Genomic DNA, 15105 nt, shown 5'->3' with positions numbered 1-15105 from the left:
CAAACTTTATCGTTTCAACAGCAAAGTTTTAATTTCATAAGGCTTAAAGCTTAACTTAACCGTATCATCAGCAGCCAGTGAAAGTGAAGCTTCCTTTTCTTCCATTAAGTTAGTTTCGCTAATTGAACTGACTTTAAAGTGTGGCGTTAAAGAAATTTGCTCCGAACCACCAGCGTACTCGTGTAGTCGAACAATTACATCATCACTATCTTCGGCTTTCTTCACAGCATCAACAAACACAGTATTTGAATTAGAAATATTAATTAAAGAATCCTTATTCAAATCGGTGCCCTGGAAAACAGTTAATGGATCGTTTAATAGCCAAGCTTCTTTTTCGACATTGCCAGCTACAAAACTTCCTCGATGTGGCAATAAACTATATGTGAAATCATGTTCCCCAATATCTGCTGTTTTATCTGGGCTAACACTTCCAGTTAACAGTGAAATGCTCATCTTATTGTCAAAAATATCATAACCATACTTGCTTTCATTCATTAAGGCAATACCATAGCCGTATTCCGACAAATCAGCCCATTGATGACCAACAGTTTCAAACTTTGCCATATTCCAACTATTATTCCAATTAGTTGGCCGCTTAACATTACCGTACTGAATTTGATAAGTGGCTTCCGTCGATCTAACATTGGTATAAAATGATGCTTTTAAAATTCTTTGCCGTTCATGCCAATCAACATGCGTCTTAAAATCAATCCGCTGTTGATTATTGTAAACAATCATATCTTGTTTCAAACTAGATTGATTAAAGTGATAATAAAATCTTACAATCGTACATAATTGTCCTTGGGAAATAATTTCTATTTTGTTAGCTTTTAATTCCTGCTTTTTTTCTTTATATGAAATATCCAAATTCCAAGCATCATACTCGCGCGGTCGATCTTCAAAAATTTCTAAAACATTTCCTAATTCATGGGGAGCCAAAACTTGGCGATTATTTTGAATGTCAAATATTTCTAATAATTGACCATCAGCATTCCATGCGATTTGATAAAATTTATTTTTCAAGACATTATCTTTAACTTGAGCTTCATCATACTGCTGAACGGAAGCTTCCTTTGACTGATTAACAAATTTAATTTTTTGACTACTAAACGGACTGATATTTGGTGTCGCCACCAAATAACTGTCACCAACTCTTTGACTAACTAATTGCTGACCTGATTCATCGTAAAACAAACCGCTATTAGGTTCAGAAATTGTGACAAGATCGTTCATACTCCAAGCTGTAGAGTTAAAAATAGAATATTCATTTGGATGAGTTTGATATTTACCAGAAATATCCTTCAATAACAATGACAAGTTATCATAAATTTGTTGATAATCTTTTTGACTATCTTCATAAACCGAATGGATTGCTGATCCTGGAATAATGTCATGAAATTGATTCTTCAGAAGTAATTTCCAAGACTGTTCAAGAATTTCAGATGGGTATTGCCAACTATCATTATTCAACATCATAATAACTTCTAATAATTCTAATTTACGCAAGAGAATTTCTATTTTACGGTTATTTTTTTTATTAGCTGCATGGCCAGTATATGTTGCCCGATGATATTCAAAATATAATTCTCCATCCCAAGTATGAACATATTGACCATTTTGTAGAGCATTATCAATATTATGGTGCAATTCTTTAAAATATTTGCCAGTGGCATTAGTTGTAATTTTCGGTAAACCTGGCAATTGATTCATGGCCCGAATATTTTCTATCATATCCCGGGTTGTACCACCACCGCCATCACCATAGCCGTAAGCCAACAACAACGAAGAATTAACATCTTTATCTTGGTAACTCTTATAAATTCCCTTAACCGTTTCAGGAGTCATCGTTCCATTATAAGTGTAATAAAATGGACCTTTACTATCATTGGGATCCGGAGTGGTAATGAAATGCGTTAAAATCTTAGTTCCATCTAACCCCTTCCACAAAAAGGTGTCGTGGGGCATCCGATTAAATTCATTCCAACTCAATTTAGTTGTCATGAAAGTTGTAATCCCAGATTTTTTTAAGATTTGTGGCAAAGCCCAAGAATAACCAAAAACATCTGGCAGCCAGAGAGTATGTGATGTTTTACCGAATTCTTTCTTAAAAAATCTAGTTCCATAGAAAATTTGACGAACTAAAGACTCTCCCGAAGAAATATTACAATCGGCTTCCACCCACATTGCACCCTCAGGTTCCCAACGTCCCTCTGCAACTTTTGACTTAATCTGAGCATATAACTGAGGATAATCCTGTTTAATATAATCATATAGTTGTGGCGTTGATGCTAAGAATGTATATTCTGGATATTTGTCCATTAATTTAAGCACTGTACTGAAAGAACGAGCACCTTTTTCTTTAGTATTTTTAACACGCCACAACCAAGCTAAATCAATATGCGTGTGTCCAATGCCGTTGACCGTATAATTGTCTTTATCTTCTTTTTGAGATTGTAATTGCTGTTCTAATGTTTCTTGAGCTTGATAGCAGCTATTATAAAATTCATCAGAACCTGGATTGGACCAATCTAGCTTTTTTAAGGAAAAGTCCAAAGAATTCAACAATTTTTGTCTGCGGGGATCATCATCATTTAATAGTTGAACAGTCTCTATACCATTTTTAGCTAAGAAATACAGATTATCTACTTGCTTATCCAAAGAAACTAAATCGGCCATTTTAAAAATGTGCAACATTGGATCTAAAGAATCGCCTTTTCTCCCTGGCAAGCCCGTCCATAACTTTAAAGCTAACTGAATCACAGTACCCTTATATTGTTGATCTAAAAAAACTTCTTTATGATGAGCGTCAATTCCTTGATACATCTCACCGTTGATATAAAGTTGTGCTTCAATGCCAGTATGCTTTAAATTTCCCAACAAGCCTAAATCAAATAACAAAACCTGGTCATCAGAACTATTTGGAATTTCTACTTGAGACTTAATCCAAAAATATTGATCAATTCCACTCCAAATATGGCCTAAAACAATTTCCTTCCAATTTTGATTGTCATCAGGGATCTCATTTCCTACTTGAGGAGAAGCATTCAAACATTTCCAACCAGAAATATGCTTTCTATTTTTATAGCGATATTCTCCCAAATCATCAGCAATTTTTTGTATTTTTTCAACAGTAAAAATCATAATTATCTCCTCAACAATTGCCCAAAAGCCAATTAAAAATTATCTTTTCTTCCATGCATTTTCATAGGAAACACCAGTCAAATCTTTAACAGTTTTTTTGGTTAATTCTGTAGCATCATCCTTGGAACCGCCATTACGCAAACGTTCAATTTCGTCCGTAATGATCTTATGGGTATCTTTATTTAAATGAAACGTCCAAGAAATAATTAACGCAATTAACAATAACCCACCAGCACCAAACAAAAGAATATTAGCAATCGTATTTTGTGCTTGCATAGTTTGGTGTAAGTTGTTCTTAACAAAGCCGTTGTGATCTAAAATCATTCCTACGACCACTGTTGACAATGCAACAGTTGATTTTCTAGCAAAATTCATTAGTGAAGCAAAAGCTCCTGAGTGACTTTCAGTTGTAACCATTTCATCTAAATCCGGAACAAATGGGAAAACATTCCACGGTGTAAACTCCAATGTAGCCCGTGCTGCCTGATAAATAAAGGACATTATATAGATGACAATTACCATCACTCCTACAATTTTAATATTAGATTTGAACAAGAAGTAATAGCCTCCAAGCATCACTATCATAGTAATATAAGAAAAGCTATAAAGTACTCGTGGACCATACTTAATCATAACCGGTCCCGCAATTAATGGAATTAAAACACCAACGATCGAAAGCGATAACAAATTAGCAGATAATGTTGCTGTAGCACCTAAACAGAAAACAACAAAGTACGTAAAGACTGTATTGTAAACATCTTTACCTGTGAATGAAAATAGATAGATACATAAGTGTTGCCGAAAAGCTTTGATTCTTAAGGCATCAACATAACCACCAAAGGTTTCCTTAAGCATTTTCTTAATGCTATTACCTTCATTAGTATTATCAGAATTAAGCTTAGCAGCCTTAGCTTCCGCTTCCACTTCACTAACTGGTTTTTCCCAAGTAGAAAAGCTTGAAATAAACATTCCAATCACAAAAATAATTGCAAAAATTAAACCATTAATAAAGAAGGGACTTGGAGAATCTTGACCCAAAATCTTGAATAATTGTCCCGGAATAAATGTAGCCAAAAAAGTTCCACCAGCAGAAATGAACATTCTTGTAGATGACAATTTAGTTCTTTCATTGTAATCTTTAGTCATTTCTGTAGGTAAAGTTTCCCATGGTATTAACAAAAAACTAGATAATAAATCATAAGCACAGTAAATACACATGTAATACCAAAAGTTCATTTTAGGAATCCAAATGATGGCAAAAATAAATAGAAATGGTGCACCAAAGATTAACCAAAAATGACGACGACCATATTTTTTACCCAACTTAGTTTTATAAAAATTATCGGTCAAAGCACCAGCGAATAAACTTAAGATGGCATCGAGCACCCGAGCAGTGGCCATGATTATACCACCTTGCGTCGCAGTTAACCCACAAAAAGTGGTAAAGAAATACAGTAACCACGCGCCCATGATGGTCATTCCACCACCACCGACAAAATCATTAATTCCAAACCCTAAAGATGTCCACATATTAATCTTTCGTGGAGTGTAAATTCTTTTTGAAATTTTCTCAGAAAGTTTCATATTTAATTTAGTTTCCTTCCTAAATATTTAGAGTACTTTTCGTTCAAAACACAAAAAAGCGATTACAATTAATTGTTAACGACAATCTTTTTTAAATCTTGATCTCATTTAAAAACAAAAGTTAAACTGAAAAAATCTCAACTACTAGTCGCTAAAATCTGAACCCAAGCTTTAGCAGTTTGACCATTCAACTTAATTTTCAAAACACAAATTTCACTTAAAATTCAATAGCTAATGATTAGATTGTTAAAAATCAAAATACGTCTTAGCGTTGTTATAAGAAATATCTTCGACAATTTTCCCCAAATAATCGTAATCTTCTGGAACTTGGCCGCGTTCTACCCATTCACCAATTAAATTGCACAAAACTCTACGGAAATATTCGTGTCGTGGATATGATAAAAAGCTCCGTGAATCTGTCAACATTCCAACAAAATTGGCTAATAAACTTTGCTGTGCCATCGTATTGAGTTGGTTAATCATTCCTTCACGTGTATCGTTAAACCACCAGCCACAACCTAATTGCATCTTCTGCACATTGCCTTCATAGAAATCGCCCATACCGGTTGCTAACTGCATCCAATCGTTCGGATTTAAAGAATATAAAATTGTTTTAGGAATATTATCTTCATTCTGCATATCGCTCAATAAGTTCATCATTTGTCCAGCAATATCGGGTTGAGTTCCCATAGAATCAAAGCCAGCATCCGGACCAACCTTTTGAAACATTGGTTTATTAGCATTGCGCACCGCATTAATATGAAATTGCATCGTCCAATTAAATTTTTTATTTAAGCGCATTAAAGCTTCCACTAAGCCTGTAGTATAAGCATCAACCTCAGTAGCTGATAATTGTTGATTTGTAAGTCTCTTAGCAACAATCTGATCTAATTCTTCTGCACTAACTTTCACAAAATGGAAGGTATTTAGACCATGATCTGATAATTTTCCGCCATGATTTGAAAAGTATTCAAACCGCTGTTCTAAAGCTGTAACTAAACTAGCAAAATCATTAATCGTCACGTTAGCTGCAGTTCCTAAACTTTGAAGATAATCTTTATAAGAACTACTTTGAATATCAAAGGCTTTATCTGGTCTCATTGCTGGCAAAACTTTAAAACCATTGCTTTTTTCTTCTTTTGCTAACAATTCATGATAATGGAGGTCAGACGCAGGGTCATCAGTCGTGCATACTACTTTGACATTCGAGTTTTTAATCAAATTGCGTGGCTTAAAATCAGCAGTTGCTAACATTTTGTTGGCTTTATCCCAAACTTCTTGAACATTTTTACTGGTTAAAGGAGCTTTTATTCCAAAAAATCTTTGTAATTCCAAGTGGGTCCACTCATACAATGGATTACCAATTGCCTTTTCAATAGTTTTAGCCCAAGCCAACATTTTCTGATAATCATCACCATCACCGGTAATTAATTCTTCTGGCACACCATTGGCTCTCATTAAACGCCATTTATAATGGTCTCCAGCTGAACCATCATTGATCCAAATTCTAGTTAGATTAGGATAATTTTTATTTTCGTAAATTTCTTTAGGATCTAAATGACAATGAAAATCAATAATCGGCATTTTAGCGGCATAATTATGAAATAATTTTTTTCCAAAATCATTTGTTAACAAAAAATCTTTATTCAATAAAACCATTGTTAATCCTCCTTCAAAAATCAAACGTCAGAAAGTTTACCAATTTCAAGCTGTAATATATTAGTATATCTTTAAAACGGTTTCATAATATCTTACAAAAATCAATCTGTCAATAGTCAAGTAATTTGCTTAGGACTAATCATTTCTTTATTTATACAATTTCAGAAGATGGTATTTCGATTATGAGTTGTTTTTTAACATCACTTTCTAGACCGATTTACTAAACAAAGTGATCTTTCAAAGCATAAAAAAACTGTTTTTAATAATCCAATAGAATTAATATAGAATTAATAAAAACAGTTTTTTAAAATTATTCACCTAATCAATAATTTTTCTGCTATTCAAAATATTCTGGAAAAGCTTTGAGTAATTTGGGCTCTTCATCTAACATTCTATGCAAGTGCAAAGAAACCAATTTGACTGACTTAGATTCATCTTTAGCCGCTAATGCATTAACTAAATCTAAATGCTCGTTAATTAATGAATCCCAAGATAAATCTTTATTTTTTAAACGTAAAAATCTAAATCGATTTAAATTCATGTTAATCAGTTGTAACCATACCCACAATTGTTCATGAGAAGTAATGGTATAAAAATAATGATGAAAAGCTTCATCTTCGTTAAAAAATTTTTCTAATTTATTATTTTCTTTTTCAGCCAATGTCTGCCGCTCAATGTTTTGTTTTAGCAAAGTAAAATCCGAATCTTTCAAAACTTTCACAGCTTCACTAATAACCTTAACTTCCACACTTTCTCTCATAAAACGAGCATCTTTAGCCATTTTCAAATTTATTTTTGAAATGTACGTACCCGATTGTGGAACTGCATTAACCAAGCCCTCTTGTCTTAATTGCAAGATAGATTCTCGAATGGGGGTTCTACCAACTTTTAACTCCTTACTTAAATCTTTTTCCGAGATTTTTTGACCAGGAATGTAGTATAAATTGATAATTCTATGCAAAATAATGTTATACACTTGATCTTTCATCGTTTGAATTGCTATCAATTCTTTAACTCCTATTCTAAAAATAAAACAAGTCCAAATTAATTCGTATCTCAAAATAAGCATTAATACCTAAACCGACTCATTACTTAATAAGTAAATACTTCACTATCGATAATAATCTTAACATCATTTTAATCTCACTGTAGATAAAAAGTTACATTAAATTTTCAAATTGAGATTTGATCACATACCGTTTAATGCTTAAATGAATCCTACAAAAAATTTATTATAATTATATATAAAACCACAATAATCATAAATTATTTTTGACAAGAATTATGATAAAAATAAACATTGATGTGAAATTTCGTTACCAGATAACTTGATAATCAACTTTCATATGGCTTGACAACAATACATAAAACGAATACATTAGTAGAAAAAGTAAGTGATATATTAGTATACCAAAAGCAATTTTTTACTATTATTAAAGGAGTGATTAATATGGTTAAATTATTAGATGATTATCTCACAGACAAACATTTATTTATTGAAAAAAATATCAAAACACCAAATTATGATTCTCAAACCATTACCCATAACACTTTAGCCAAGCCAACTTGGGTGCATTTTGGTGGTGGTAATCTTTTTCGGTGCTTTCATGCTAAAATTGCCCAAGATTTATTAAATCAAGATCAACTTAATAGTGGTATTATTGTGGCAGAAACTTATGATGAAAATGTAATTGACCAAGTTTACGACAAATATCATAATCGGATTTTGAGCGTTACCATGAAAGCTGATGAAAGTTTAGAACAAGAAGTTCTTGCCAGTGTCGCCAAAGCATTGTATTTTAATCAAAATAATCAAAGTGGCTGGGAACAATTAACTGATATTTTCACCAAACCATCTCTACAATTAGCGACCTTTTCTATTACAGAAAAAGGCTATTCTTTAACCGATATTAATGATGAATTAACACCAGAGGCCAAATTAGATATTCAAAATGGTCCAAGTAATCCCACTACTAATATGGGCGCTGTGGCTCATTTACTACTGGCTCGTTATCAAGCCGGCCAACTACCGATAGCCATGGTTAGTACCGATAATTTCTCACAAAATGGCCTAAAATTAGAAACTGAAATTTTAAGAATTGCCAACGGCTGGTTAAATAACAAATTTGTGGATTCCGGTTTTATTGACTATTTAAAAAATCCACAGAAAGTATCTTTTCCATGGACGATGATTGATCGAATTACTCCTAATCCATCCGAAAAGGTAGCAGCACAATTAAAAGCAGAGGGTTTTGAAGATACCAACATCATCCACACACCCAAACACACTAATATTGCTCCTTTTGTGAATACTGAAGAAACCCATTATCTTGTGATTGAAGATAATTTTCCTAATGGTCGTCCTCCTCTGGAGCAAGCGGGTGTAATTTTAACGGATCGTGAAACGGTAAATGATGCTGATCAAATGAAAGTTACGGCCTGTTTAAATCCACTGCATACTGCACTAGCAATTTTTGGTTGCTTACTAGGTTTTAATTCCATTTCTAGTGAATTAACTGATGCTGATTTAAAAGCCTTAATTAAAAATTTAGGTTATGGTGAGGACTTACCAGTCGTTCCAGATCCTAAAATTATCAATCCCAAACAATTCATCGATGAATTAATTAATAAGCGTTTACCAAATAAAAATATTCCAGATACTCCACAACGGATTGCTAGTGATACTTCCCAAAAAATTCCAATTCGTTATGGTGTGACATTACAACGCTACATTGATGACCCTGATCGTGATCCGCGGGATTTGGAATTTATCCCGTTCATCATAGCTGGTTGGTGTCGTTATTTAATGGGACTTGATGACCAAGGCAAAGCTTTCGAACAAAGTCGTGATCCATTATTGGAAACTTTAAAACACTATTTAGTTAAAATTCAATTAGGTAGCCAAAATAATGATGTTCATCAAGCTTTAAAACCAATTTTAGAGAATCAGAGTATTTTTGGTAACAATTTATACAAAATTGGCTTGGGCGATAAAGTTGAAAATTACTTTACAGAAATGATTAGTTCCCAAGGAGCAATTAGAAAAACGTTGCATGAAACAGTCACTAATAAAAGTTATTAATTTGTAAAATATAATATGACAAAGGATGTTTGATATAAATGAAAAATATGGGTTTTCGCTGGTTTGGTTCTGATGATGATTCAATTAAGTTACAAGATATTCGTCAGATACCCGGAACAACTCAAGTAGTTGGAGCGTTATATGATGTGCCCGTAGGTGAAGTTTGGCCAAAAGACAAAATCAAAAATCTCAAAGACGAAGTCGAAGCTGCTGGGTTAAAATTAGAAGTGATAGAATCGGTTAATATTCACGATGATATCAAGATTGGTTTACCAACTAGAGATAAGTATATTGAGAACTACAAAGAAACCATTAAAAATTTATCTTACTATGGTATCAAAGTTATTTGTTATAACTTTATGCCCATCTTCGATTGGGTACGAACTAACCTTCATTATCAATTAAAAGATGGCTCTCATGCTTTAGCTTTTGAGCAAAAATACGTCGAAGGTAGTCCCGATGAAATTGCAGCTGCTGTGCAAAAAGACTCCAACGGTTATATCTTACCCGGCTGGGAACCTGAGCGTTTAGCGGAAGTTAAGCATCTCTTCGAATTATATAAAGACGTGGACACGCAAAAGTTAACTGACAATTTGAAATATTTCTTAGATGCTATCATTCCTGTTTGTGAACAATATGATGTTCGTATGGCCATGCATCCAGATGATCCTCCCCGCCCATTATTTGGACTACCGCGGATCTTTAAAAACCGGGACGATATGTTAACCATTGAACAGCTATATGAATCAAAATATAACGGCTTTACTATTTGTACAGGCAGTTTAGGTGAGAATCCTAACAATGATGTTCCTGCCATTATTAGAGAATTTGTTCCCAAAGATCGTGTGCCTTTCGTTCATGCACGTAATATTAAATTTATGGGGAACAACGGTGATTTTCATGAATCACCGCACCTGTCTTCTGAAGGTTCTCTAGACATGTATCAAATTATGAAAGCTTTGTACGATACGGGATTTGATGGTTATATCAGACCGGATCATGGTCGCGATATTTGGGGTGAACAAGGACGCCCTGGATATGGATTATATGATCGTGCTTTGGGGATTACCTATCTCAATGGCTTATGGGAAGCAATTAATAAAGATCACAAATAATTTACTGATTACTAAAAGTGGTGGATAGACAATTCTTAAGGATTACTATTCACCACTTTTTGCTATTTTCAGAACCCAAAACTCAAAATCATTAATTTTATAAAAATTATTAAGGAGAAAATATTATGATACCAGACCTAAAAATTCAATATGCACATAGTCCACAAGATATAGACCATTACAATACCGAACAAATGCGAACGGAATTTTTAACCGAAAAAATTTTTGCTCCCGGAGAGATTCATCTAACTTACACTTACAATGACCGAATGATTTTTGGTGGCGTTTATCCTACCAATAAACCTTTAGAAATCGTTCTAAGCAAAGAATTGGGCGTTCAATATTTTTTGCAACGCCGTGAACTGGGCTTTATTAATATTGGTGGTAGCGGTTCAATCACCATTGATGGTCAACAGGAAAATATTGCCCCTCATGATGGTTATTACATTGGAATGGGCACTAAGCAAATTATCTTTGCGTCAGGTAATCCAAATAATCCTGCTAAGTTTTACGTAGTTTCTACCCCAGCCCATCATGCTTATCCCAATAAAAAGCTGCCTTATGCAGATTCTCTTGCTTTGCCTAAAGGTGATCAACAACATATGAACAAGCGGATTATTCATAAATATATTGATGCATCGCAAATGAAGACCTGCCAGCTACAAATGGGCTACACAGTTCTTGAACCTGGAAGCTCTTGGAACACAATGCCTGCTCATACTCACGCTCGGCGTATGGAAACCTACTTTTATTGCGAATTTGCCTCAAAAGATACACGTGTTATGCATATTATGGGGACACCTGCTAATACAAAACATATTTGGTTAGAATCCGAACAAGCTGTTGTTAATCCTAGCTACTCCATTCACTGCGGTGTTGGAACTGAAAACTATTCATTTATTTGGGCTATGTGTGGCGAAAATCAAACGTATGATGATATGGATCAAATTAAAATGCATGATTTACGTTAATTGAGCAATATAAAACGTTTTGTAAGAAAGTATTGCAATAATACAATTGTAAACAATTAGCATCTGAATCTTTACACAAATTAGCAATAACTTTTTTCATTAATTCTGGATCATAGGAACTTTATTTTAACTATCTTTAAATCAAAAAAGCCAACTTCAAACGTCTACCAATTATGGCAAGCTTTTGAAGTTGACTTTTTTAATTACTTTTCTTTTTGTGAACGTGCAATTAATTTTTGGGTAATTTGCTTCAAAGTGGGTTCAAACAGCGATTGTTCCGTAATTTGGTTTTGAGTAATTTGTTGCTGCCACCAATCATTTCGAATCACTTGCACCTGTGACAAAACCTGCTGTCCTGCTTTAGTTATCGAAATAATATTTCGCGTATGGTTTTGATTGGAAACTTCTTGTGTTACATATTCCAGCGCTTTTAGACGTTGTATTTCCCGGGTAATTTGGCCCTTACTAATCAATAATGTTTTGGCAATATCATTTTGACTTTGGGAGCCGGTTTTACATAACAAAACTAAAATATAAGCACTCGTGGCATTCAAATGTAATTGTTGATAGGCCGCATGTGTATCTCGTAAAAATGCCCGGTGAATCACAGAAAAATATTGTGCTAAATCTCCCGGATAAAATTTATCAGTCATCTTTTTTAATTACCTACCTTTAAATTTAGTTTACCAGATTTTTCACGATTTATTGACAGATTTTTGAATTAGCTCACTTAATTTGAAATTTTTTAAAGAAAAAATTACAGCCAAATGTGAATTTAGCTAACCACTTTTGTTACAAGTAATTGGCAATTTTTTTGAATACTATTTCACTAATTAAATTAAATATTTTTTGCAAAAAGTGATTGACAATTTTTTCACAAAGAACTATTGTTTCATTGTGAACGTTCACTACTTAACTTTTACAAACAAAAGGAGATGACCTTAGTGATTTCTACTTTAATTAGCGCCTTATTACCTGTAGTTGTCACTTTAATGCTGGGCTATTATGCCGGCTTTCGCCAAGATTTTAACGGTAACAGTGCGACTGAAATTAACAAATTAGTCATGAGTTATACTTTGCCGCTCAGCTTATTTGGCGGCATTGTAGCCACTAATGGCCACATTTTATTGCAAAATGTGCAAGTTGCATTATGGATTTTTATCGGAATGGTTGGCGGTTATGTAATTGTCCTATTAGTATTACGCTACTTGTTTAAAAATAGCCTCTCACTTGCAGCACTGAGAACTTTAGCTATTACTGGACCGGCAATTCCCTTCGTGGGTCCCACTGTTTTGGGAGCTTTATTTCCAGACAAAAGCGCCCTTTTAGTTTCAATTGGTGGTTTAGTCATGAACATTATTCAAGTGCCGTTAACCGTAATTTTACTTTCAAGTGATTCTAATCAAAAGATCAGCTTAGGCACTAACTTAAAAAATGCCTTAAAAAAACCAGTGGTCTGGGCCCCAATTTTGGCGTTTATCTTAGTCATGTGTGGCCTCACTATTTCTCCTGATTGGGAACGTTGCTTCTCTGTCTTAGGTCAAGCTACTGGTGGTTTAGCACTCTTTTCTTCAGGAATTGTGCTCTTTGAGAAAAAGCCTAAACTATCATTACCGGTTTGGGGCAACACGTTAACTAAAATCGTGATTATCCCCGCAATTATGTATCTACTCATGAAATGGTGCCAAGTAGCACCGCAGACATTAAAAGAATCTCTAGTTTCCTTGGGCATCCCTACCGCTGCTATTTGTACAATCTTTGCTAACCAATATCACTTAGCCGAGCGCGAGATGGCTTCAACACTGTTCTTAAGTACCGTTTTATCAGTCATCACCTTAGGTTTTATTATCGTATTTTTAGGCATTTAATTTAATCAATAAAGGAGTTTATTCCAATGAATATTGCACAACAAATCGTTCAAGTTTTAGAAGATCGGGGCGTCAAATATGTTTTTGGTATCCCGGGTGAAGAAAATATTCGCATCGTCGATGCTATCCATGATTCAGATAAAATTCAATTTATTTTGGTTCGCCATGAACAAGGTGCTTCATTTATGGCTGACGTCTACGGCCGCTTAACAGGGCAACCAGGCGTTGCTACCGCTACCTTAGGACCGGGCGCAATTAACTTACTTTTAGGTGTTGCTGACGCCCAAACCAACTCGACACCACTGATTGCAATCACTGCCCAAGGTGGTTTGAATCGGATTTATAAAGAATCGCACCAAGTGATTGATCTAAGAACTATGTTTCAGCCAGTGACCAAGTGGTCCGAAAACATCTATGAAGCTCAGGCCGCTCCAGAAATCATCAACAAAGCCTTTAATCAAGCTGTCAATGGTCGCCCCGGTCCAGTTTATGTGGGCATTCCCCAGGATATTGAGCCACAAAAGGCCGTGCCTAACATTCCTTTAGCTGCTTCCACTCCCGCTAATCAAACTATCCCACAAACAACCGATTTAAAGGCCGCTGCTGCTATTATCAAAACAGCTCAACATCCGATTGCCTTAATTGGCATGGGGGTCATTCGCGATCACGCTAGTCAAGTCGTCAATGATTTCATCAAACAAACTAATTTACCAGCAGCCACCACTTTTATGGGAAAGGGAGCAATTGATGATCGTTTACCATCAGCTCTCGGTGTCATTGGTTTCATGCGCCACGACTATGAAAACTTTGCTTACGATCAAGCCGACGTTATCATTACGATTGGTTATGAACTATCAGAATTTGATCCTAGCCGGATTAATCCACAGGGTGACAAACAGATTATTCATTTGAACGATTTTCAAGAAGATACTGATGCGCATTATACCGTTAGTCAAAATTTAATCGGTAATTTAAAAGCTACTGTTCCGTTATTACAGGCTGAGCTCACTAACTTTCAAGTACCTGCCTTAAAAACTACGATCAAAGAAGCTGTGCAAGCTGAATTAACTTTTGGTCAACAAGAAAGTCAAGTTCCCCTCACTCCCCAACAAATTGTCACTGCTACTCGTGAAGCCGTCGATGACCAAGGCATTGTGTTAGTAGATACTGGTGCTGTCAAAATGTGGATGGCCCGTCTCTATCAAAGTTACATGCCAAACTCTGTGTTAATTGATAATGGTTTATCGACAATGTCTTGGACTTTACCAGGAGCTATTGGTGCCAAACTTGCTTGTCCTGACCAAAATATTTTAGCGGTTATGGGCGATGGTAGCTTTTTGATGAACTCGCAAGAACTCGAAACTGCCGTACGTTATCAAGTCCCAATGACCAACTTAGTCTGGGTTGATCAATCTTACGGCTTAATCAAATGGAAGATGGATATGGAATTAGGTCATCACTCCGAGGTTGATTTTAAAAATCCCGATTTGATTAGTTACGCCCAATCATTTGGTGCCAATGCTCATCTAGTCCAAAGCCGGCAAGATTTAGTGCAAACCTTACAAGCTAGCTTAAATAATCAACAAGTCAATGTTATTGTTTGTCCCGTTGATTACTCCGAAAATATGAAGTTAATTGACAAACTCGGTCAAGTTACGATTTCTCTTTAATAAACAGAAAGTAGG

At 34.8% G+C, this 15105-nt stretch carries 10 protein-coding genes; 5 read left to right on the top strand and 5 right to left on the bottom strand.

Annotated features, from left to right (window positions below):
- Positions 1-6: 6 nt before the first annotated feature.
- The 4 genes from AC3B6B_RS08580 to AC3B6B_RS08565 form a co-directional block, all read right to left on the bottom strand.
- On the bottom strand, positions 7-3141 hold the full coding sequence (locus AC3B6B_RS08580; RefSeq protein WP_489758232.1) for an alpha-mannosidase: 3135 nt from the start codon (positions 3139-3141) through the stop codon (positions 7-9).
- Positions 3142-3180: 39 nt separating this feature from the next.
- Positions 3181-4671, bottom strand: a complete 1491-nt coding sequence (locus AC3B6B_RS08575; protein WP_489758231.1) for an MFS transporter — start codon at positions 4669-4671, stop codon at positions 3181-3183.
- 300 nt (positions 4672-4971) lie between these two features.
- The gene (gene uxaC, locus AC3B6B_RS08570) at positions 4972-6384 is read right to left on the bottom strand and encodes a glucuronate isomerase (protein ID WP_489758230.1); all 1413 of its coding nucleotides are present in this window, start codon (positions 6382-6384) and stop codon (positions 4972-4974) included.
- A 337-nt stretch (positions 6385-6721) separates the two neighbouring features.
- Positions 6722-7390 (bottom strand): GntR family transcriptional regulator, encoded by a 669-nt coding sequence (locus AC3B6B_RS08565; protein WP_489758229.1) that lies wholly within the window; start codon positions 7388-7390, stop codon positions 6722-6724.
- Between the two features lie 444 nt (positions 7391-7834).
- Here AC3B6B_RS08565 and AC3B6B_RS08560 point away from each other — a divergent pair, with 444 nt between their 5' ends.
- The 3 genes from AC3B6B_RS08560 (at position 7835) to kduI (ending at position 11552) form a co-directional block, all read left to right on the top strand.
- A complete protein-coding gene (locus AC3B6B_RS08560) occupies positions 7835-9466 on the top strand; it encodes a mannitol dehydrogenase family protein (RefSeq protein WP_489758228.1) in 1632 nt (543 codons plus the stop codon).
- 38 nt (positions 9467-9504) lie between these two features.
- Positions 9505-10581, top strand: coding sequence for a mannonate dehydratase (gene uxuA, locus AC3B6B_RS08555; RefSeq protein WP_489758227.1), 1077 nt, complete (start codon positions 9505-9507; stop codon positions 10579-10581).
- 125 nt (positions 10582-10706) lie between these two features.
- The gene (gene kduI / locus AC3B6B_RS08550; RefSeq protein ID WP_489758226.1) at positions 10707-11552 is read left to right on the top strand and encodes a 5-dehydro-4-deoxy-D-glucuronate isomerase; all 846 of its coding nucleotides are present in this window, start codon (positions 10707-10709) and stop codon (positions 11550-11552) included.
- Positions 11553-11755: 203 nt separating this feature from the next.
- On the opposite strand, the gene AC3B6B_RS08545 is transcribed toward kduI, so the two are convergent.
- Positions 11756-12205 carry a MarR family winged helix-turn-helix transcriptional regulator gene (locus AC3B6B_RS08545; RefSeq protein WP_489758225.1) on the bottom strand — a complete coding sequence of 150 codons (450 nt, stop codon included), beginning with the start codon at positions 12203-12205 and terminating at the stop codon, positions 11756-11758.
- A 291-nt stretch (positions 12206-12496) separates the two neighbouring features.
- On the opposite strand from AC3B6B_RS08545, the gene AC3B6B_RS08540 reads away from it, so the two are divergent.
- Together AC3B6B_RS08540 and AC3B6B_RS08535 are read left to right on the top strand one after the other, a co-directional pair.
- Positions 12497-13420, top strand: coding sequence for an AEC family transporter (locus AC3B6B_RS08540; protein WP_489758224.1), 924 nt, complete (start codon positions 12497-12499; stop codon positions 13418-13420).
- 26 nt (positions 13421-13446) lie between these two features.
- On the top strand, positions 13447-15090 hold the full coding sequence (locus AC3B6B_RS08535; RefSeq protein WP_489758223.1) for an acetolactate synthase large subunit: 1644 nt from the start codon (positions 13447-13449) through the stop codon (positions 15088-15090).
- The last annotated feature ends 15 nt before the right edge of the window (positions 15091-15105 follow it).

It is taken from the genome of Bombilactobacillus sp. ESL1197 (genome assembly GCF_058107145.1).
This window is presented reverse-complemented; position numbering and strand designations above follow the sequence as displayed.